Here is a 19,663-nt window from a genome sequence, read left to right as displayed (position 1 = left end):
AAAAACCGCCCCTCACTCTGGTGGGGGGCGGTTTTCTTTTGGCTCAGCCGTTTAGGCGGGCAATTTCTTCTTTGATTTTCAGCTTTTGCTTTTTCAGATCGCGGATTTCTGATCCATCCATGCTTGGACTTCGTTGCGCTTCTTCCACGCGTTTGGAGAGGGTTTCGTGCTTCTTCTTGAGTTGCTGCAAATGTCCGTTCAGTGACATGGTCAAATCTCCTCTCGTTGATGTTCGACAAGGTCAGTGCACCACGGATTGTGAGTCGTGTCACGCATTCCCTTCATAAAACTGTCATGATGCGCGGCAGTTTGCCGATGCTGGTCTTATGGCCAGTTGATCGCCGCACCTTGGCGCAGAACAGTGCGGGCGGCATCCGAATAGTCATCGCCATCCTTTTCATGGGCCGCGCCCGCATGAATGATGAAGGGCGGGCAGAGGGTGGCAGGTGTTTTCGCCAATTTGCGCGCGCGGATCACCACGCGCTTTGCGGTTTGCCCTGCGCGGGATTGCAGGGGCAAAATGGAAATCGCGCCAAATTTCTCGGCCTGAAGGGCCGCTAATATTTCTGGCAGACGTTCAGCGATGTGGATGAGGGTCAGCCATCCTTGTGGCTTTAGGCGTTTTTTTGCGCAGCTGATCCAGTCGTTTAACCCTGTTTCCTCGCGCCGTGCTGCTTCACGCCCTGCATCCTTGGCCCCTGTTCCATCCCCTGTCGCGAAAAAAGGCGGGTTGGCCATGACATGATCAAAAGTTTCAGTGAGATGCCGTGACAGCGTGGTTAAATCCGCAACCACGACCTCTAAGGGAAGGGCGGCATTGTCGGCATTGCGCTGTGCAAGCTGGGCATAGTTTTCCTGGCGCTCAACCCCGACCATGCGTAAGTCAGCAACACGCTTTCCCAAGGCTAGGCTGGCTGTGCCAACCCCGCAGCCCAATTCCAACACCGATTGACCCGCGCGCGCCGGACAGGCTGCCGCCAAAAAGATCGGGTCTGTGGCGGCGCGATAGCCTGTGCTTGGCTGGTAGATCTGAAGCGCACCATCCAAAAAACCATCGCAGGTCAGATCATCGTCCGAGAAAGGCACGCTCATGGGCTGACCTCTAAACCATTATCGCGCAATGCGATGCGCGCCATGTGCAAATCCTGCCGCCGCACCATCAATCGGCGCGGCAATATGCCAATGGAGCCTTCAAGCAGGCTCATATTTACGTCAAACTCGAACACCTCTATACCCTCGCCAGATAAGATGACGGAGGCAAAGGCGATGACCGTTGGATCGTTGCTGCGCAGAACTTCATGCATCAGGTTGACTTAGGCCCCCCGATCGCGTCTGTCGAGAGAGGCTGCGGGTCACGGGAGAAAGAGAATTCATGTCGCTAGACCATGCCAGTGCAAAACCGCATGAGCGTTTGGCCGCCCATCTTGAGGCAGAAATGGGCGCTGTGGATCAGTTGATCCGTGAACGTATGGCTTCGCGGCACGCGCCACGCATTCCCGAGGTGACGGCACATTTGATTGATGCAGGCGGAAAGCGTATCCGCCCGATGCTGACTTTGGCGGCGGCCAATCTGTGCGGATATAAAGGCGAGGGCCATATTAAATTGGCCGCGACCGTAGAGTTTATCCACACGGCTACGCTGTTGCATGATGATGTGGTCGATGAAAGCAACCAGCGCCGTGGTCGTCCGACTGCGAATTTGCTTTGGGACAATAAATCTTCGGTCTTGGTCGGCGATTATCTATTTGCGCGCGCATTTCAGTTGATGGTCGAGCCGCAAAATTTGGATGTTTTGGAAATTCTCTCCAATGCGGCGGCAACGATTGCAGAGGGCGAGGTTCTGCAGATGACCGCCGCGATGGATATCACCACCAGCGAGGACACCTACATGCAGGTGATCCGCGGCAAGACTGCCGCCCTGTTTCAGGCGGCCACCGAAGCGGGCGCCGTTCTGGCCGGGCGCAGTGATGCAGATCGTGAGGCCCTTGCCCAATATGGCGATGCGTTGGGCGTTTCCTTCCAGATCGTTGATGATCTTTTGGATTGGGGCGGTGCTTCGGGGGCCATGGGCAAGAATACGGGCGATGATTTCCGTGAGCGGAAAATGACCCTGCCCGTCATTCGTGCGATTGCTAAGGCCGATGCAACCGAGCGTGAATTCTGGGCGCGCACGATTGGACGCGGGGATCAGGGCGAAGGGGATTTGGAACAGGCCTTTGCCATTTTGACCCGTCATGGTGCGCTTGAAGAAACCCGCGTTGAGGCCTTGCGGTTTGCGGATCACGCAAAGACATCTTTGGCCGGCCTTCCTGATCATCCCTTGCGCGATATGATGCGCGACTTAGCGGATTATGTGGTTGCGCGGATCGCGTAATCCTTAACGAAGAACTGCACCCGTTTTGACCCACCAGTGCGGCTTGTTGGCCGCGAGGTCTGCGGCTGCTTTTTCAGCGGCAACGGCGCTGTCATAAAGGGCAAAGCAGGTGCTGCCTGATCCGCTCATACGGGCCAGACGCATATCTTTGGTGCGGCGCAGTTCTGCCAAAACAGTGCCAATCTCTGGGCAAAGGTCGATGGCGGGGTCTTGTAGATCATTGCGTTGCGCGGCGATCCAAGTCCAAAAATCATCATGCCATGCCGACAGTGCGGGATTGGTCTTGGTGGTCAGCGCGGCAAATACAGATGGTGTGGCCAGTGGCAGATTGGGATTGACCAAAACCGCCCAAAGCGGTGGCAGCGTGGGCGCGGCGGTGATTTCATCGCCAATGCCGCGCATATAAACGGGCGCAGTCTCAAGGCACACTGGCACATCTGCGCCCAAAGATAGGATCGCATCGCGCGGGGGCAGATCGCATCCCCATAGGTCTGCAAGCCCCTGCAAAGTGGCCGCCGCATCAGCAGACCCACCGCCAATTCCAGCGCCATGGGGCAGGTTTTTGACCAGATGGATTGCAGCACCTTGGCCCTTTATGCGCGGGAAAAGACCCGCCGCTTTAAGCACCGAATTACGCTGATCTGTGGGCACACCCTGGGCAAAAGGGCCTGAAACTGTGAGGGTAAGTTCCTCTGCTGGGCTGATTTCAAGGTAATCTGCTACCTCAACAAAGCACACAAGCGAGTCGAGTAAGTGATACCCATCCGCCCTTTGGCCCACCACATGCAAAGCCAGATTGAGCTTGGCTTGTGCGGGGCGCAGGGTCATTTCCCTTCGACCTCGCGTTGCTGAACCGCATCCAGACCGAGCTCAAGTTTCAGTCTGATCCGCTCAGCATCTTCTTCGGTCGGTTCAAAGGACAGCGCGCGTTCCCATTGGAACCGCGCTTCGCGTTGACGACCAACCTTCCAATACACATCGCCCAGATGATCATTGACGATCGGGTCAGTGGGCAGCAATTCGACCGCACGTTCCATTGGCGCGACTGCCTCCTGATAGCGACCAAGGCGGAAATAGACCCAAGCAAGGCTGTCTACGATATAGCCAGACTCGGGTTCTAGCGCGACCGCACGTTCGATCATCGTCAACGCCTCGTCTAGATTGCGGCGTTGTTCCACCAAAGAATAGCCCAAGTAATTCAACACGGAGGCTTGGTCAGGGCTTAGGCGCAGCGCCTTACGGAAATCTGCTTCGGCTGCATCCCATTCATCGGTTTGTTCATAGCAAATCCCGCGCGCATAAAACAGGAACCAGAACCTTGGATCTTCTTGATCAATCAGCTCTACCGCTTGGCTATAGGCCGCTGCGGCCTCGGTGAACCGCTCGTCACGGCGCAGCAAATCGCCAAGCTGTGCATGAACGGCAAAGGGCTGTGGCTCTGCGGCAATCAGGTCTTGCAGGGTTGTGATCGCTTCATCACTGCGGCCTGTGCGGGCAAAGGCATCAGAACGGCCAATCGTTGCCTCAAGGGCTAAGGGGTGATCTGCAGGCACGGCACCATAGATCTCAACCGCCAGCTCAAACTGGCCCGTTTCCACCAACAGATCACCGCTTAAAAGCGCGGCCTCCAGATGGTTAGGGTCAATGTGATAGGCCGCTCGTGCGTAAATCAGCGGCAGGGTTGGCCCGCTCTCGCGCCCTAAGGCCTCGGCCAATGTGAAGAAAACCTCCGCTAAACCTTGTTGCGGGGTGACGACAAAATCATAGCTGCGGGTTGGATTGGTCGCGATGTCATCCCGCAGGGCCGCAAGGCTGGGATCACGATTTTGGGACAAGATGCCGTCCAACATCGCCACAGCGTCATCCGCGCGGTCAAGTTGCACCAAGGTTTGCGCATAGGCCCGCAGGATGCGTGATCCTGCTGCGCCCAGATTGAATTCCACGCCCTCATAAATCTGTGCGGCACCCTCAAAATCGCCGACCGCACCACGGGCGAGGGCCAAGTGGTAATAGGCGAGATCGGCAAGCCCCTGATCCCCCGCAAGCCCATTAAAACTGTCGCTTGCGAGATCCATTTGGCCCTGTGCAAGGTAAAGCCAGCCCGCAATCAGATCATCCACCAATAGACCCGCGCCCCGCTCAGCACGGATGCGGGTGAATGCGGCCTCAACATCGCCTCTCTGCAAAAGGTCGACCAAGATCGCCAAATCTGCCAATTCACGGCTTGGATTGTCGTCCTTGATGGTGGTTGAAATCTCGGCGGCTCGTGACCAATCCCCCAAGGCCGCATGGGAAAGGATCGCATTGATGGCCAAATCCCCGTTCGTGCGATCTAAGGCTAGCAATTGATCCAGATAATTCGCTGCAACCCGATAGTTGCTTTCGTTCAGCGCATGGCGCGCAGCGAGATAGGCCCCCGCGCTTGTGTCACGGTTCACAATCTGCGCCTCGGCCTTGTGTATTTGCCCGCCGAGAGACAGGGCAAGGATCAAGGCTGAGGCTGTCAGGTGACGCATAGGGTGGCTCCCGTTTATATGTGACTGAGATTAGGGGCTTGATCGGATGAAAACAATGGCGCGACACCCGATAAAGATGCCGCGCCCTGCTGAATTAATCCGATTTTCAATCACATATTCGGGTAATTTGGCCCATCCCCACCTTGCGGTGTGACCCAAGTGATATTTTGCGAGGGGTCTTTGATGTCGCATGTTTTGCAATGCACACAGTTTTGGAAATTGATCACAAAGCGCGCGTCTTTACCCGCTTCCTCCACAACTTCGTAAACCCCTGCGGGGCAGTAGCGTTGTGCAGGTTCGGCATATTCGGGCAGATTAATTGAAATCGGCACCGAGGCATCCGCAAGACGCAGATGCGCGGGTTGGCTTTCTTCGTGATTGGTCATTGAGAAACTGACATTGGTCAGCCGGTCAAAGGACAAAACCCCATCTGGTTTTGGATAATCGATTGGCGCGAAATCCTTGGCTTTGCCCGTTGCGGCGGCATCGGTTTTGCCGTGACGCATTGTGCCAAAAAGATTGAGCCCCGTCAGGTTCGCAACCCACATGTCCAAACCACCAAAGCTCAGGCCGCCCAAAAGGCCAAATTTTGACCAAAGCGGTTTGACGTTGCGCACACGCTTTAGATCTTTGCCAATCGGGCCATCGGTGAGTGCCGTGGCGTAATCGTCCAGCCTGTCACTTGAGCGGCCCGCCTTGATCGCGCTATGCGCCGCTTCGGCGGCCGCAATGCCCGAGAGCATCGCGTTATGGTTGCCCTTGATACGCGGCACGTTCACAAGGCCCACGCCACAGCCCAAAATCGCAACACCTGGCGCGACAGGGTTTGGCATAGATTGATAGCCGCCTTCGGAAATCGCGCGCGCGCCATAGGCAACACGTTTTCCACCCTTCAACAACTCAGCAATCATCGGATGATGCTTGAAGCGTTGGAATTCCATGTAGGGGTATAGATGCGGGTTCTCATAGTTCAAATGCACCACGAAACCCACATAAACTTGATTGTTATCAAGGTGATATACAAAGCTGCCGCCGCCTGCATTATTTCCAAGCGGCCAACCCATCGTATGGGTCACAGTCCCCTCGCGGTGCTTGGCGGGGTCAATTTCCCAAATTTCTTTCATCCCAAGGCCGAATTTCTGCGGTTCTTTGCCCTCGGAAAGGCCGAATTTTGAAATGACCTCTTTGGTCAGTGAGCCGCGCACGCCTTCGCCCAAGAAGACATATTTGCCGTGCAGCTCCATCCCCGGTTCAAAGCCGTCTGAGGGGGTGCCATCCGCATTCAGACCAAACACGCCCGCAACGACCCCTTTGACAGACCCGTCATCCGCATAAACCAATTCAGAACAGGCCATGCCGGGGAAAATCTCAACGCCCAAGCCTTCGGCTTGCTCAGCCAACCAACGGCAGACATTGCCCATCGAAACGATGTAATTGCCGTGATTGTTCATCAAGGGTGGCATCAGCATATTGGGCAAACGAATGCCGCCCGCTTCGCCGAGCATATAGAAATTATCTTCGCGCACTGGCACTGTAACAGGCGCACCTTTGGCTTTCCAATCAGGGATCAGCGCGTCAAGCCCTGCGGGGTCAAGCACCGCACCTGACAGGATATGCGCCCCAACCTCTGACCCTTTTTCAAGCACGACCACACTGAGATCGGGGTCAAGTTGCTTGAGACGGATCGCGGCAGATAGGCCTGATGGGCCTGCGCCAACGATGACGACATCATATTCTACGGATTCGCGTTCTATATCCGCCATGGGTCTCGTTCCTTCCGACAGTCGGGTGGTCTGGGCGTAAAGTGTCAGGAACAGGTAGCGCGATCTGGGTCAGGGGGTCAATTGATACGCGACAATATATTGTCGCGTTACGACTGAATAATTTGCAAAACTTGCGCGCGTGCTATCTGCTGCGCAGAAGATGGGTAAAAGGGGAAGCCGAATGTCGAAACTGCGAATGATCTACCTAGGCTTGGCTATTTTGGGAACGATTTTGCCAATGCAATATTTCTTGCCATGGTTGGCCGCGAATGACTGGTCGATTATGGCGATGGTGGATGCGTGGCACGCCAATGATGCTTCATCAGGTCTGGTCTGGGATTTGACCATTGCCGCTGTCACCCTGACCGTTTGGATATTGGTTGAGGGGATTGCGCGGCGCGATTGGGTGTCGCTTTTGGCAATCCCCGCGATTTACGGGATCGGGGTCAGCTGCGGCCTGCCGCTTTATTTGTTCTTGCGCTCCCGCCACGAAGTCTGAGGCCTAGTCCAACGTCAGGATGGTTGATCCTGTGGTGGCCCGCGCTTCTAGCGCATCATGGGCTTTGGAAATCTCCTCAAGCGCAAATCGCTGATCAATGCGGATTGTCACATCGCCTGCCGTGACCTTGTCGAACAACTCGCGCGCCATGGTTTGGCAGGTATCGTGATCCGCGATATGGGTGAACAATGTGGGGCGTGTGATCTTGAGCGATCCTTTGCCCGCCAATGTCGCGAGGGATACGGGCGGCACAGGGCCTGAGGCATTGCCGAAGGAAATCATCATCCCCAAGGGGCGCAAGCAGTCAAGCGAGCCTTCAAATGTGGCGGCGCCTATGGAATCCATCACAACATCAACGCCTGTCCCGCCAGTGATCTCGCGGGTCTGCGCGGTGAAGTCCTCGGTGCTATAGTTGATGCAATGGGTCGCGCCATGTGCAAGCGCCAGCGCGCACTTTGCGTCAGACCCTGCAGTTCCGATCAATTCGATCCCTTCGGAGCGTGCCCATTGGCAGGCAATCAAACCAACACCGCCTGCCGCCGCGTGGAACAACACCCGATCCCCGCGCTTGATCTCGGTGGTGCGGCGAAACAGGTAATGCGCGGTCAGACCTTTCAGCATCATTGCCGCGCCCTCTTCGAACGAAATCGCATCTGGCAGAGGGCAGACTTGCGCGGCAGGCATGACGCGGGCCTCGGTATAGGCCCCGGGCGGTTGCGCTGCATAGGCCACGCGGTCGCCTTCTTTGAGATGGGTTACACCTGCGCCAACCGCCTCGACAATCCCTGCGGCTTCCATACCCAAAGCATGGGGCAGCGCCATTGGATACAAGCCAGAGCGTTGATAAACATCAATGAAATTCAGCCCAACGGCTTTGTGGCGGATTTTAACCTCGCCCGCCTGTGGGTCACCCACGGGCCGTTCAACCAATTTCAAGACCTCAGATCCACCATGTGCCTCGATGATGACGGTTTTTGCCAGATCGCTCATATGCGTTTCCCTTTGGAGAAATATCGTTGCACGGAACCTAGGGCGCAGCCCCCTGCCCGTCCAGAGAGGGTTTGAAACCGCGCGCAAGGGTGATAAGCGCGAGGCGCACCCAAAAGATGCCGCGCGGAGGTCGGGCAATGGATCATTTTCTGTATAAGAACGGCGAGCTTTATGCCGAGGATGTTGCCGTGCGCGAAATCGCCGCTCAGGTTGGCACGCCGTTTTACCTCTATTCCACAGCCACGCTGACCCGCCATTACAGTTTGTTCAAAGACGCGCTTGCGGGCTTGGACAATCTTGTTTGTTTCGCCGTGAAATCCAACTCAAACCAAGCGGTATTACGCCATTTGGGCAATTTGGGCGCGGGTATGGATGTTGTGTCTGGCGGCGAATACGCCCGCGCACGCGCTGCGGGTGTTGATGGATCGAAAATCGTGTTTTCTGGCGTGGGTAAGACCCGCGCAGAGATGCGCACTGTTCTCGAAGGTGGCATTCGGCAATTCAACGTGGAATCGGAGCCTGAATTGGCGGTTTTGTCCGAGGTCGCACAAAGCCTTGGCGTGACGGCACCGATTACCATTCGTGTTAATCCCGATGTTGACGCGAAAACGCACGAAAAGATCGCCACAGGCAAATCTGAAAATAAATTTGGTATCCCCATCGCCCGCGCCCGCGAGGTCTACGCCTATGCAGCAAGCCTGCCTGCGATAGATGTGATCGGGGTTGATGTGCATATTGGCAGCCAGCTTACCGACCTTGCCCCGTTCGAGTTGGCTTATAACAAAGTGGCCGATTTAACGCGCGCTTTGCGTGCGGACGGGCATAATATTCGCCGTCTAGATTTGGGGGGAGGCTTGGGTATCCCCTATGAGCGGTCAAATTCTGCGCCGCCTTTGCCCGTTGAATACGGGGCTTTGATCAAGCGCTGTGTTGGGGATTTGGGTGTTGAGGTTGAAATCGAACCTGGCCGCTTGATTTCAGGAAATGCAGGGATTTTGGTGTCCGAGGTGATCTATGTGAAATCGGGCGAGGGGCGCGATTTCTTGATCTTGGATGCGGCGATGAATGATCTGATCCGCCCTGCGATGTATGGCGCGTGGCATGACATCATCCCCGTGATTGAGGCCGAAGCCGCCGCCGAGCAGCGCCCCTATGACGTGGTTGGCCCTGTCTGCGAGACAGGCGACACATTCGCCAAAGCCCGCAATCTGCCGAAACTTGTCGCAGGGGATCTTGTGGCCTTTCGGTCGGCAGGGGCCTATGGCGCGGTTATGTCGAGCGAGTACAACACGCGGCCTCTGATCCCAGAGGTTTTGGTGAAAGACGATCAATTCAGCGTCATCCGCAAACGTCCAGAGTTTGACGAAATCATCAACCGCGATATCGTTCCTGAATGGCTATAATGCCAGAACCCGCCTGATTGGGTTGGAATCAGGCCGCAGATGATGGGGCTGATGGACGAGATCGACAAAACCGCACAGGTGATACAGCAGATCCGCTGGCCCCTGCGCCTGACATGGGCCGCCATGATCTGGGAGCGCGGCTTGGGTGCCTTTTGGCCGTTTTTGTCCCTTGTTGCGCTGTGCTATGCGGTTTGGGTTTTCGCGGGGGCGGCTCTTTTGCACCCTGCGATTTGGATTGTTTTGGCGGGCTTATTTGTCACAACGCTGTGGCGCGGGGTTGCCGCATTTCAATGGCCCCGCCGCGATGCAGCCCTTGCACGGCTAGACCACAGCCACCCTCATCGCCCGATTAGCGCATATTTGGATGAAATATCGGTCGGCCGTGGTCAAATCCGCACTGCGGCCCTGTGGCAGGCGCATTTGGCGCGGATGCAGCGTGATCTTGCGGGGCTCGAGGCGATCAAACCCGCTCCACACTTGGCCCGCCGTGATCCTTATGCGCTGCGCTTAATTGCGCTGACCGCTTTGGCGATGGCGCTGATTTTTGGCGACGCCGCGCGTGAGGTGCAACCGTCTCAAGGATCAGAGATTGCAGTAGGCCCCAGTTGGGAAGCATGGGTTGAGCCGCCGCGCTACACGGGGCTGCCCACGCTTTACCTGCAGGATTTACCACATGCGGATGCAAGCGCGATTGAAGTTGTCACGGGCACGCGTCTGATTTTGCGCATATATGACAGCGCAGATGCGATGGAGGTCACCCATAGCTTTGGCGATCAGGCAGGTGCTTTAGCCGATGATCTGATCATCTCGCAATCAGGGGATGTCGCGATTGGTGACGCAGCATGGCGTTTTATCCTGACCCCTGATGCGCCCCCAAGCGTCACGATATTAGGGGCGCCGCAGCTTGAGGCACCGGATCAAACGGCGATTGCCTATCGCGCGCAGGATGATTTTGCGATTTTAGGCGGTGCCGCCTCCCTATCGCTTGATCTAGAGGCTGTGACTCGGCGCTATGGGTTGCGCGTTCCGCCTGAACCCCGCGATGATTTGGTCTTTGATTTGCCGATGCCGTTTTCGGGGGATCGGGCGGCTTTTTCGGAAACCTTGATCGAAGATCTCTCCAAATCCGTTTTGGCGAACTTACCCGTGACCCTCACTGTCACAGTCGAAGATGATTTGGGCCAAACGGGTCGCGCGACCTTGCAGGTGGCACGTTTGCTATCCCGAAGATTTTTTGACCCGCTCGCGGCAAGCCTCATTGAACAGCGCCGTGACCTTTTGTGGTCGGTTGAAAATGCGCCGCGCGTGGCGCAGGTTTTGCGCGCCATCACCTATGCGCCGCAGACCTATTTGGAGGATGAGGCAACCTATTTGCCCCTGCGCAGTGTCATTCGCCGCATAGAGGCGGCCCCTGCGCCCTTGGCTCGTGAAATCCGTGATGAATTGGCGGAAATCCTCTGGCAGGTGGCGGTAGATCTCGAGGAGATAGATTTAGATGATGCGTTGGCGGCCCTGCGCCAAGCGCAAGAACGCTTATCCGAGGCGATGCGGCGCGGGGCCAGTGACGAAGAAATCGCTCAGCTGATGGAAGATTTACAGCGTGCCATGGATGATTACATCCGTGAATTGGCGCAATCTGCCGAACCCAGTGACACCCCCACGGACAGCCCCGATCAAGGGCAAGAGGGGATGGAGTTGTCGATGAATGATCTGTCCCAGATGATGGATCAAATTCAGGAGTTGATGGAGCAAGGGCGCATGGCCGAGGCGCAGGCGATGCTAGATGCCTTGTCACAAATGCTTGAAAATATGGAAGTGACCCAAGGGCAGGGGCAGGGTTCCGCGGGCGAACGCGCGATGGAAGATCTGCGCGACACGTTGCGTGAACAGCAGGGTTTGGCGGATGATAGTTTTCGGTCTTTCCAAGATAGTTTTGGTCAGGGCGAGCCTTCTGACCAAGATGGGGAACAATCCCTTGCCGATCGCCAAGAGGCTTTGCGCGACAGCTTGCGTGAGCAGGCAGAAAACTTGCCCGGCCAAGGACGTGAAGAAGGCCAAGCGGCGCGGGATCGTTTAGACGAGGCGGAACGCGCGATGCGTGATGCGGCGCGCGCTTTGGAAGAGGGCGATGTGGCGGGTGCTTTGGATCGTCAGGCGGACGCTATGGATGCATTGCGCGAGGGTATGGATCAGTTGGGGCGCGCCTTTGCCGATGAGGGCGGCACCCCCCGCGAGGATGATGCGCCACAGATGGGTGAGGCGCAGCAAGGTGGGCAGCAGCAAGGATCTGCGCGCCCATTGACCGACCCGCTTGGTCGCGCCACGGGGGGCGAAGGGGCGGGTGTGGCAGGCGGGCCATTGTCCCGCCAAGAGGCCGCGCGGCGTGCAGAGGAATTGCTTGAGGAACTGCGCCGCCGTTCTGGTGAAACCACGCGCCCAGACCAAGAGCGTGATTATCTCAGACGTTTGATTGAGCCTTACTGAGTGAAAGAGGCGATCAAGGCTGTAATCTGTGCCTGAAGCGCAGGCAAAGTTTCGCGCAGCCAGTCTAGGATTTGGTCGCGCAGTGCCTCTACACCATTGGCATATTGGATGAGATAAGGCGCGGCGGTTGGCACAGCTTCGCCCAACTGGGCGGCATTGCTGTAAACGCCTATTGCAATCATGCCCACTCCCAAGCTCAGCAATAGACCTGCATTGCGACCCTTGCGGCGTGCGGCGTCAGGTGACGTTGCTTGGCTTGCGCTTTGCTGTTTCGGCGCGGGGCGTGGCGCAGCCTTTTGCGGCTGAAGCGAGGCGTTGATTTCCTCAATATCTGGCAACAGCGTTGCGCGATCTTTGGTTTGCGGTTCTGGAGTTCGCGGCTCTGGCGCGGCGGCATTGGTCGGCGCAGGGTCTTGTAGCGCCATTTCATCTTGCCGCTCCAAACCTTCGGCTTCTTCGCGGCGCAGGCGCTCTTCGCGCTCCGCCTCTTCGCGCAAGAGTGCCCTCAAGCTTGGATCAAGCTCACGGCGCGGGGCTTCGGGCGCGGGGCTTGAAGGTTCAGGGCTTGCAGGTGCAGCGCTCAACGGGTCAACCGCAACCGCACCAGACTGGAACCAATTGGTCGAACAATTGGAACATTGCACATCCCGCCCTTCAGCAGGGATTAGCGCGTCATCAATCTCGTAACGCGCGCCGCAATTTGGACAAGTCAGGCGCATATGGGTGGTATAATCCCTTTGAGTTCAATCTTTGCACGGGGGCCGCGTAACGCCTCTATATGGCGGTATTCTTCCCCATTTAGCAATGCTGCATGGGCAATCCAAGGCCGTGATGCGCAAGTATTTGTTGTAGTGCGATTGCAACAGAACACAGCATCGGGCATCAAAGGAAGGTGCTGGCTGTGCTGTGGGGAAATTCGTGATCGAATTACAAGATGTGTCTTATGGCTATGGATCTGACATGGTTCTGTCGCAAATGTCTTTGCGCTTGGCCAAAGGCTCGTTCCATTTTCTGACGGGCCCCTCTGGGGCAGGCAAGACCACCTTTCTCAAATTGTGTTACGGCGAATTACGCCCGCTTTCTGGGCAGGTTCGTTTGATGGGGCATGACAGTGCCACAATGGCCCGCGATGATCTGGCGCTTGCGCGTCAAAAGATCGGTGTTGTGCATCAAGATTGCCAGTTCTTGGATCATTTGGATGTCGCACAAAATATCGCGTTGCCGCTTTATGTGGCGGGGCGTGATATATCCGAGGCGGAGCGGCGCAATCTCACGCAATTGGTGAATTGGGTTGATCTGCGTCACCGCTCTGCCGCGTTGCCCCCTGAACTATCGGGCGGGGAACGGCAGCGCGCGGCATTGGCGCGGGCGATTATCATGGACCCTGATGTGATCTTGGCGGATGAGCCAACGGGCAATGTCGATTGGGAAATGGCGATGCGGCAGTTGCGCTTGTTGGTGGAGTTGAACCGCCTCGGCAAAGCGGTTTTGGTGGCGACACATGATCTCGCCTTTATCCGCGCGGCAAAGAAACATGTGGCTGCGCGGGTGTTGCGGATTGTGGGCGGTAAGCTGCAATTGGCGGGGGCAGATTTGTGAGCTTCCTCCTGAATATGCTGGCTGTTTTGTTCGGCGATGCAGCCTCGGATCGGGTAGTGCCCTCCACAGGCACGGCGGCACGCCTTACGATTTTTGCATCTGCAGCGATGGCCTTTTTGGCCGTATTCGCTTTGGCCCTATCCTTGGCGGCGGGGCGCGTTGCGGCGCGATGGTCTGAGGATTTAGCGCGCAGCAGCACCATTCGCGTGGCTGCCCCTTTGGCGGAGATGGACGCGCAGGTTGATGCAGTGCTTGCGGCCCTCGCGCAAACGCCCGGTGTTGCCTCTGCGCGAGCTTTATCCTTGGAAGAACAACGCGATCTGCTTGCCCCATGGTTTGGCAGCGATATGCCCCTTGAATTTTTACCTTTGCCACGGATCATAGATGTGACGGAAACGGCAGAAGGCTATGATGTCGAGGGCTTGCGCCTGCGTTTGGAAGCTGAGGCGCCTGATGCTGTTTTGGATAATCACGATACATGGCGCAGGGCGTTGATCTCGGCGGCGGGGCGGTTGCGCATGATGGGGTATCTGGCGCTGGCTTTGATCTTTGCCGCAACGGTTGCAATGGTCAGTTTGGCGGCGCTTGCGGCCAATGTGCAGGTGATCCGCGTCTTGCGATTGGTTGGTGCCCGTGATGCCTATATCGCGGGGGCCTTCGTGCGAAGATTTGCCTTGCGCAGTTTGATTGGTGGTGGATGCGGTGCCGCGCTTGGGATAGGCGCGCTGTTGGTTTTTCCAAATCAAGCAAGCGCGCAAAGCTTTATGGTGGGTCTGAGCTTTTCGGGTCTTGAGTGGCTCTTGCCCTTGATTATTCCCGTGATGATCGCTTTTGTGTCTTTCCAAGCGACCAAGGCTGCGGCCTTCCGAACTTTGCGAGGCATGCCATGATCCAATGGTTAAGATCCCTGATCTTTGTTGGTCAGATGTATCTGATGATCCCGTTTGTCGCGCTAGCCTTCGCCCCATGGGCGATTGTCTCGCGCCAAGGCGCTGTGGCAGGCGTGCGGTTTTATGCGCGCTATGTGCGGTGGACGGCGGCCCTCTTGGTTGGTCTGCGCTCAGAGGTGCGGGGAGATGTGCCTCAGGGTGAGGTGATTGTGGCCTCAAAGCATCAAAGTTTTTTTGATATTATCATCTTGACCTCGGTGCTTCCGCGCCCGCGATTTATCATGAAGAAATCCCTCAAAAACGCGCCTTTTTTGGGCTGGTATGCAGCGCGGCTTGGCTGTGTTGCGGTTGACCGCGGCAAGCGGGGGCAGGCCATTCAAGCTATGGTCGATGGTGTGCTGGCGGGCATGGGCGATGAGGGGCAGTTGATCATATTCCCGCAAGGCACACGTGTGGCCCCACGTGTCAGTAAGCCCTATAAGGTTGGGGTGGGCGTATTGGTTGAACGCACAAAAATGCCATGTGTGCCCGCGGCCACCAATGTCGGACTGTTCTGGCCCCGCATCGGTATTGCGCGCAAATCTGGTCTTGCGGTGGTTGAGTTTTTGCCACCGATCCCCGCAGGGCAAGATGTGCAGCAGGTGATGGCACATCTCGAACGCGAGATTGAGACCGCCTCAGATGCACTGATGGACGAAACGGGGCTTTAAGCCGCCAAGCCCTTCGAGCCCAAATCAAGATATTTCTTGCGCCGTGCAGCAATCAGCTTTTTGCGATCCATGCCCTTTGTTGCGGCAAGCATTGCCTCGATGGCCTGACCAACGGCCGCGATGGTTGCCGCTTTGTCGCGCTGCGCGCCGCCCATTGGTTCGGGGATGATGCGGTCGCAGACGCCCAGCTTTTGCAAATCCTGTGCAGTGAGGCGCAAGGCCTCTGCGGCTTCGCGCATCCGTTCGGCGTCTTTCCAGAGGATTGAGGCGCAGCCCTCGGGGCTGATGACCGAGTAAATCGAATGTTCCAACATGGCGAGGTGATCTGCGGTGGCAAAGGCCACGGCGCCGCCTGATCCGCCTTCGCCAATAATCACGCTGATCAAAGGCACGCCAATTTCGAGGCATTTCTGCGTTGACCGCGCAATGGCCTCAGATTGGCCGCGTTCCTCAGCCCCTTTTCCAGGATAGGCGCCAGGGGTGTCGACCAAGGTGACAACAGGCAGGCCAAATCGATCAGCCATATCCATCAAACGCACGGCTTTGCGATAGCCTTCGGGCCGCGCCATGCCAAAGTTATGTTCAATGCGTGATTTGGTGTCATTGCCCTTTTCGTGACCAATCACCACAACGGGGCGATCATTGAATCGTGCAATCCCCCCCATCACGGCGTGGTCATCGGCAAAGTTCCGATCCCCGGCAAGCGGGGTATATTCGGTGAACAGCGCGTTGATGTAATCGCGGCAATGTGGCCTGTCGGGGTGACGCGCAACTTGGCATTTGCGCCAAGGGGTGAGGTTTTTATAGAGATCCTTCAGGATATCATGCGCCTTTTTATCCAGCGCTTTTGCCTCTGCCTCGACATCCATTTCAGAATTGCCACGCGCCATTGCGCGCAACTCTTCTGCCTTGCCTTCAATCTCGGCCAAGGGTTTTTCGAAATCGAGATAGTTCATCACACCTCCGCAGGGCATGGCCGCATCAGCGGCATGGGTCGTTAATGGCTTATGCCTATATGGCTAAGCCTGACCAAAGATGCAACGAACAAGCGCGCTTGATTAGCCTTGCGCAATCATCTGTGCTTGTTTGACAATCACCTCAGCCTGTTTGATCGAGGCGATATCGACCAAGCGGCCCTTATAGACAGTCGCCCCCGCGCCGCTGCGCTTAGCGTCTTCCATAGCGGCCAGAATTTCCTGCGCCTCGGCCACCGCGGCCTCGGATGGGGTGAACACCTCATTGGCGAGCGCGATTTGCTTGGGATGGATGGCCCATTTCCCAACCATGCCCAAAGTGGCCGAGCGGCGGGCCTGCGCGCGATAGCCTTCATCATCCGAGAAATCGCCAAATGGCCCATCTACGGGCAAGACGCCATGGGTGCGGCAGGCGGCGACAATCGCGGTCTGTGCCCAATGCCAAGGATCAGAATAGTGCCGCGCCCCATCGTGCAGCATATAGTAATTTTCCTGCGTGCCGCCGATGCCTGTGGTCTGCATGCCCATCGAGGCCGCGAAGTCCGCAGCCCCTAGGCTCATGGCTACAAGGCGGGGCGATGCGGCGGCGATTTCTTCGACATGAGCAATGCCTGCCGCAGATTCGATGATCACCTCGAAATTGATCCGCTTTTGGCGGCCTTTGGCGGATTCAATTGCCGAAACAAGCGCATCGACCGCGTAAATATCAGCGGCATTTCCCACCTTTGGGATCATGATCTGATCCAGACGGTCAGACGCGTTTTCCAGCAGATCAACCACCTCCCGATACCAATAGGGCGTATCAAGCCCGTTGATCCGCACGCTGAGGGTCTTTTTGCCCCACTCAACTGCACCGATGGCCTCGATCACATTCGCACGGGCCGCCTCTTTGTCACTGGGGGCAACGGAATCTTCGAGATCCAAGTTGATGACATCCGCTGCTGAGGCCGCCATTTTCTCAAAAAGTTTCACATTCGAGCCAGGCCCGAAAAGCTGACAACGGTTTGGGCGGGCCACAGGTTGGGGCTGGAGACGGAAGCTCATCAGATGTTCCTTCGGCGGATAATGCGCTAGGGTCGCGCAAGGAAGTTTCGTTTTTTGCTGATCTTTGGGTATGATATTACGCGGAGTTTCGCAAGTGCTGCACTGCGGCAAAATAGAAATTTCTGGAAATTAGACCCCGTTTGCCCCCGTGCCGTTGCCGCTGACCCCGATCAGGCCTATAGCGGCGAAGTAAAGATTTTGCGGAGCCACCTATGAAACAGCATCCTGCATATGGCTTATTGCTTGCACTGACGGGCGCGTTGATCATCGCGCCTGATACGTTGCTGATGCGCTTGTCTGGTATGGGTGGGTTCGAGATGTTGGGCTGGCGCGGCACCGCGATGGGTTTGGTGCTGATTGCGGCTTGGTTTATCGCCGCGCGTGGGCGGCATCTTGTTGAAGTGTCAGCCCTTGCCACGGGCGCAGGCGCTTTGTTGGTTTTGTGTCAGGCGTTGAATGGGGCGCTTTTCAGCGTGGCCATCGCGGTGGCCCCTGTCACTGTGGTATTGATGGGCGTGGCGACCGTCCCGATTTTCTCGGCGGTGTTGTCTCATTTGATGTTGGGCGAGCCTACGACCCGCGCCACATGGTTGACGATTGCGGCGGTTCTTTTCGGGATTGCTCTGGCGATATTCGGCAAATCCGATGCAGGCCTGCCCTTTGATTTAGCCACGCTTTGGGGCGGCTTGATGGGCCTGTCTATGGGTGGGTTTCTGGCCATGACCTTTGTTCTGATCCGCAAACACCATCAATTGCCGATTTTACTCGGTATGGGCCTTGGGGCTTTTGTGTCGGGCATGGTGGGGTGGGCCTTTGGCGTGCCAAGCGGGGCAAGCAGCTTTGATGTGTTTTTGATCTTGGTGACGGGCGCGGTGATTTTGCCTGCCAGTTTCTTCCTGCTTACGCTGGCAAACCGATATACGGCATCGGCCAATGTCAGCCTTTTGATGCTGTTAGAAACTGTGCTTGGCCCGATCCTTGTCTGGGTTGGCGTGGGCGAGGCACCGACCCCTTTGATGATGGTGGGCGGTGCGATTGTGGTGGCCTCACTGGCAACATATTTGCTGCATATGCGCTTTGCGCGGGGGCGTGCGGCCCGCGCTGCGTGACTATTGCAAATCAGCAAAAGCCTTTTGCATCCGCGCAACCGCCTCTTCAATCTGCGCATGGGGCATGGCGAGATTAAATCGCAGGAATGGCGCGCCACCCAAGCCGAAGCTTGACCCGTAATTGGTGGCGATCCGCGCGTCCCCTTCCACACGGGCTATGGATTCTTCATGGCTCATGCCAGTTCCCGAAAAGTCGACCCATGACAAATAGGTCGCCTCTAATTTCATGGGCTTTAGGCCTGGAATTTTGGCGATGCCTGCATCAAAGGTTTCTGCGTTTTTTGCGAGATAGGCGCAAAGTGCATCGACCCATTCTGCACCTTCGGGGCTATAGGCCGCCTCGGCCATTGCGAGGCCAAAGGAATTGGCCGAAATCCCCAAAGCGCCCATGCGCGCGGCAAAGTGTTTGCGCAGCTCCGCGTCAGGGATGATCACATTGCCCGAATGGCCACCCGCAATGTTAAAGGTTTTGGTGGTCGCGGTCATCATCACCAAACGATCCATGATCCCGTCAATTTTCGCCATTGGCGTATGGGTATGGCCTGGCATGATCAGGTCATGGTGGATTTCATCTGAAACCAAGATCAGATCATGTCTCCGCGCGAAATCGGCAATTGCCTGCAATTCTTCAACAGTCCAAACCCTGCCGCCTGGATTATGGGGGGAGCAGAGGATCAGCATTTTTTCGCGCCCTGTCATCGCCGCATCCCATGCGGGGATGTCGAGGTGATATTTGCCTTCAATCAGTGCAAGCGGGCATTCGACCACCTGACGATTGGCGGCGCGGATCACACGGGCAAAGGCATGATAGACGGGCGTCATTAGAACCACGCCATCCCCCTCTTGCGTATAGGTATCCACGCAAAGGGCCGTTCCGTTCACCAGACCATGGGTGGTGAAGATCCAGTCGGGCTCAATCTCCCAACCGTGGCGGTTTGCCATCCACCATCCAATGGCGGCGCGATAGGCGCGTTCATCGCCGTAATAGCCGTAAATGCCATGATCGAGCATGTTTTGCAGCGCGGTTTGCACAGATTGAGGGGGGCGGAAATCCATATCTGCCACCCACATGGACAACCCATCTTCTGGGCCAATCCCATAAATTGACGACATCATATCCCATTTCATTGAATGGGTGTTTTGGCGATTGATGATTTCGTCAAAGTTCATCGGTGTTATCCATTCTTTGGCGCATATGCTGCGCGTTCTTTGATATACCATATAAATGGACATATGTTCCAAATCAATAAAATTTACTAGAACAATGTCTTTATATTTCGCATATTGTTAGAACTTTCGTTCTGCATT

19 protein-coding genes are annotated in these 19,663 nt (G+C 56.5%); 8 read left to right on the top strand and 11 right to left on the bottom strand.

The annotated features are described in order from the left end of the window. Positions 1–43: 43 nt before the first annotated feature. The 3 genes from I3V23_08425 to I3V23_08415 form a co-directional block, all read right to left on the bottom strand. Positions 44–208: a DUF465 domain-containing protein gene (locus tag I3V23_08425; GenBank protein QPI84620.1), complete on the bottom strand. Its 165-nt coding sequence runs from the start codon at positions 206–208 to the stop codon at positions 44–46. Positions 209–324: 116 nt separating this feature from the next. Next, positions 325–1,092 carry a methyltransferase gene (locus I3V23_08420; protein QPI84619.1) on the bottom strand — a complete coding sequence of 256 codons (768 nt, stop codon included), beginning with the start codon at positions 1,090–1,092 and terminating at the stop codon, positions 325–327. Then, positions 1,089–1,304, bottom strand: a complete 216-nt coding sequence (locus I3V23_08415) for a DUF2007 domain-containing protein (GenBank protein QPI84618.1) — start codon at positions 1,302–1,304, stop codon at positions 1,089–1,091. Before I3V23_08415 ends, I3V23_08420 begins: the two co-directional genes overlap by 4 nt. A 68-nt stretch (positions 1,305–1,372) precedes the next feature. Here I3V23_08415 and I3V23_08410 point away from each other — a divergent pair, with 68 nt between their 5' ends. Next, the gene (locus tag I3V23_08410) at positions 1,373–2,374 is read left to right on the top strand and encodes a polyprenyl synthetase family protein (protein ID QPI84617.1); all 1,002 of its coding nucleotides are present in this window, start codon (positions 1,373–1,375) and stop codon (positions 2,372–2,374) included. Positions 2,375–2,377: 3 nt separating this feature from the next. On the opposite strand, the gene I3V23_08405 is transcribed toward I3V23_08410, so the two are convergent. The 3 genes from I3V23_08405 to I3V23_08395 all read right to left on the bottom strand — a co-directional run bounded on the left by I3V23_08405 (position 2,378) and on the right by I3V23_08395 (position 6,653). After that, positions 2,378–3,202: a 4-(cytidine 5'-diphospho)-2-C-methyl-D-erythritol kinase gene (locus I3V23_08405; GenBank protein QPI84616.1), complete on the bottom strand. Its 825-nt coding sequence runs from the start codon at positions 3,200–3,202 to the stop codon at positions 2,378–2,380. Then, positions 3,199–4,890: a tetratricopeptide repeat protein gene (locus tag I3V23_08400; protein ID QPI84615.1), complete on the bottom strand. Its 1,692-nt coding sequence runs from the start codon at positions 4,888–4,890 to the stop codon at positions 3,199–3,201. The genes I3V23_08405 and I3V23_08400 overlap by 4 nt, the downstream gene beginning before the upstream one ends. Before the next feature lie 110 nt (positions 4,891–5,000). Further along, positions 5,001–6,653, bottom strand: a complete 1,653-nt coding sequence (locus I3V23_08395) for an electron transfer flavoprotein-ubiquinone oxidoreductase (protein ID QPI84614.1) — start codon at positions 6,651–6,653, stop codon at positions 5,001–5,003. Positions 6,654–6,834: 181 nt separating this feature from the next. Here I3V23_08395 and I3V23_08390 point away from each other — a divergent pair, with 181 nt between their 5' ends. Continuing rightward, positions 6,835–7,152 carry a DUF2834 domain-containing protein gene (locus I3V23_08390; protein ID QPI84613.1) on the top strand — a complete coding sequence of 106 codons (318 nt, stop codon included), beginning with the start codon at positions 6,835–6,837 and terminating at the stop codon, positions 7,150–7,152. Positions 7,153–7,155: 3 nt separating this feature from the next. Here the strand turns inward: I3V23_08390 and I3V23_08385 are convergent, their stop codons facing one another. Beyond that, positions 7,156–8,142: a quinone oxidoreductase gene (locus I3V23_08385; GenBank protein QPI84612.1), complete on the bottom strand. Its 987-nt coding sequence runs from the start codon at positions 8,140–8,142 to the stop codon at positions 7,156–7,158. A gap of 137 nt (positions 8,143–8,279) precedes the next feature. Here I3V23_08385 and lysA point away from each other — a divergent pair, with 137 nt between their 5' ends. Both lysA and I3V23_08375 read left to right on the top strand, forming a co-directional pair. Next, positions 8,280–9,545, top strand: a complete 1,266-nt coding sequence (lysA, locus tag I3V23_08380; GenBank protein ID QPI84611.1) for a diaminopimelate decarboxylase — start codon at positions 8,280–8,282, stop codon at positions 9,543–9,545. 39 nt (positions 9,546–9,584) lie between these two features. Next, on the top strand, positions 9,585–12,029 hold the full coding sequence (locus I3V23_08375; protein ID QPI84610.1) for a DUF4175 family protein: 2,445 nt from the start codon (positions 9,585–9,587) through the stop codon (positions 12,027–12,029). On the opposite strand, the gene I3V23_08370 is transcribed toward I3V23_08375, so the two are convergent. Then, a complete protein-coding gene (locus I3V23_08370) occupies positions 12,023–12,748 on the bottom strand; it encodes a zinc-ribbon domain-containing protein (GenBank protein QPI84609.1) in 726 nt (241 codons plus the stop codon). The two genes, I3V23_08375 and I3V23_08370, sit on opposite strands and share 7 nt — an antisense overlap. Positions 12,749–12,947: 199 nt before the next feature. Between I3V23_08370 and I3V23_08365 the strand changes: the two genes are divergently transcribed. The 3 genes from I3V23_08365 to I3V23_08355 are packed head-to-tail and all read left to right on the top strand — an operon-like array spanning position 12,948 to position 15,228. Continuing rightward, on the top strand, positions 12,948–13,628 hold the full coding sequence (locus I3V23_08365; GenBank protein ID QPI84608.1) for an ATP-binding cassette domain-containing protein: 681 nt from the start codon (positions 12,948–12,950) through the stop codon (positions 13,626–13,628). A gap of 14 nt (positions 13,629–13,642) precedes the next feature. Continuing rightward, positions 13,643–14,518 (top strand): cell division protein FtsX, encoded by an 876-nt coding sequence (locus I3V23_08360; protein ID QPI86760.1) that lies wholly within the window; start codon positions 13,643–13,645, stop codon positions 14,516–14,518. Next, positions 14,515–15,228: a 1-acyl-sn-glycerol-3-phosphate acyltransferase gene (locus tag I3V23_08355; protein QPI84607.1), complete on the top strand. Its 714-nt coding sequence runs from the start codon at positions 14,515–14,517 to the stop codon at positions 15,226–15,228. The genes I3V23_08360 and I3V23_08355 overlap by 4 nt, the downstream gene beginning before the upstream one ends. Here the strand turns inward: I3V23_08355 and I3V23_08350 are convergent. Continuing rightward, complete coding sequence (locus I3V23_08350) at positions 15,225–16,187, bottom strand: acetyl-CoA carboxylase carboxyltransferase subunit alpha (GenBank protein ID QPI84606.1); 963 nt, start codon at positions 16,185–16,187, stop codon at positions 15,225–15,227. The genes I3V23_08355 and I3V23_08350 overlap by 4 nt on opposite strands. Positions 16,188–16,286: 99 nt before the next feature. Then, positions 16,287–17,246 carry an L-malyl-CoA/beta-methylmalyl-CoA lyase gene (locus I3V23_08345; GenBank protein ID QPI84605.1) on the bottom strand — a complete coding sequence of 320 codons (960 nt, stop codon included), beginning with the start codon at positions 17,244–17,246 and terminating at the stop codon, positions 16,287–16,289. 212 nt (positions 17,247–17,458) lie between these two features. Here I3V23_08345 and I3V23_08340 point away from each other — a divergent pair, with 212 nt between their 5' ends. Next, positions 17,459–18,355, top strand: coding sequence for a DMT family transporter (locus I3V23_08340; protein QPI84604.1), 897 nt, complete (start codon positions 17,459–17,461; stop codon positions 18,353–18,355). Here I3V23_08340 and I3V23_08335 read toward each other — a convergent pair whose 3' ends face one another. After that, a complete protein-coding gene (locus tag I3V23_08335) occupies positions 18,356–19,525 on the bottom strand; it encodes a pyridoxal phosphate-dependent aminotransferase (protein ID QPI84603.1) in 1,170 nt (389 codons plus the stop codon). It abuts the gene before it with no gap. Between the last annotated feature and the right edge of the window lie 138 nt (positions 19,526–19,663).

It is taken from the genome of Rhodobacterales bacterium HKCCA1288 (assembly GCA_015693905.1).
Lineage (GTDB): Bacteria > Pseudomonadota > Alphaproteobacteria > Rhodobacterales > Rhodobacteraceae > M30B80.
Note: the sequence above shows the minus strand (reverse complement) of the source record. Positions and strands in the feature narration are given on the sequence as shown.

Bases quoted from the DNA above. Each gene is read 5' to 3' on its own strand.
- lysA (QPI84611.1), top strand. From the start codon at position 8,280: ATGGATCATTTTCTGTATAAGAACGGCGAGCTTTATGCCGAGGATGTT.
- I3V23_08390 (QPI84613.1), top strand. From the start codon at position 6,835: ATGTCGAAACTGCGAATGATCTACCTAGGCTTGGCTATTTTGGGAACG.
- I3V23_08425 (QPI84620.1), bottom strand. From the start codon at position 208: ATGTCACTGAACGGACATTTGCAGCAACTCAAGAAGAAGCACGAAACC.
- I3V23_08420 (QPI84619.1), bottom strand. From the start codon at position 1,092: ATGAGCGTGCCTTTCTCGGACGATGATCTGACCTGCGATGGTTTTTTG.
- I3V23_08415 (QPI84618.1), bottom strand. From the start codon at position 1,304: ATGCATGAAGTTCTGCGCAGCAACGATCCAACGGTCATCGCCTTTGCC.
- I3V23_08360 (QPI86760.1), top strand. From the start codon at position 13,643: ATGCTGGCTGTTTTGTTCGGCGATGCAGCCTCGGATCGGGTAGTGCCC.
- I3V23_08405 (QPI84616.1), bottom strand. From the start codon at position 3,202: ATGACCCTGCGCCCCGCACAAGCCAAGCTCAATCTGGCTTTGCATGTG.
- I3V23_08385 (QPI84612.1), bottom strand. From the start codon at position 8,142: ATGAGCGATCTGGCAAAAACCGTCATCATCGAGGCACATGGTGGATCT.
- I3V23_08395 (QPI84614.1), bottom strand. From the start codon at position 6,653: ATGGCGGATATAGAACGCGAATCCGTAGAATATGATGTCGTCATCGTT.
- I3V23_08375 (QPI84610.1), top strand. From the start codon at position 9,585: ATGATGGGGCTGATGGACGAGATCGACAAAACCGCACAGGTGATACAG.
- I3V23_08355 (QPI84607.1), top strand. From the start codon at position 14,515: ATGATCCAATGGTTAAGATCCCTGATCTTTGTTGGTCAGATGTATCTG.
- I3V23_08335 (QPI84603.1), bottom strand. From the start codon at position 19,525: ATGAACTTTGACGAAATCATCAATCGCCAAAACACCCATTCAATGAAA.
- I3V23_08410 (QPI84617.1), top strand. From the start codon at position 1,373: ATGTCGCTAGACCATGCCAGTGCAAAACCGCATGAGCGTTTGGCCGCC.
- I3V23_08400 (QPI84615.1), bottom strand. From the start codon at position 4,890: ATGCGTCACCTGACAGCCTCAGCCTTGATCCTTGCCCTGTCTCTCGGC.
- I3V23_08340 (QPI84604.1), top strand. From the start codon at position 17,459: ATGAAACAGCATCCTGCATATGGCTTATTGCTTGCACTGACGGGCGCG.
- I3V23_08345 (QPI84605.1), bottom strand. From the start codon at position 17,246: ATGAGCTTCCGTCTCCAGCCCCAACCTGTGGCCCGCCCAAACCGTTGT.
- I3V23_08370 (QPI84609.1), bottom strand. From the start codon at position 12,748: ATGCGCCTGACTTGTCCAAATTGCGGCGCGCGTTACGAGATTGATGAC.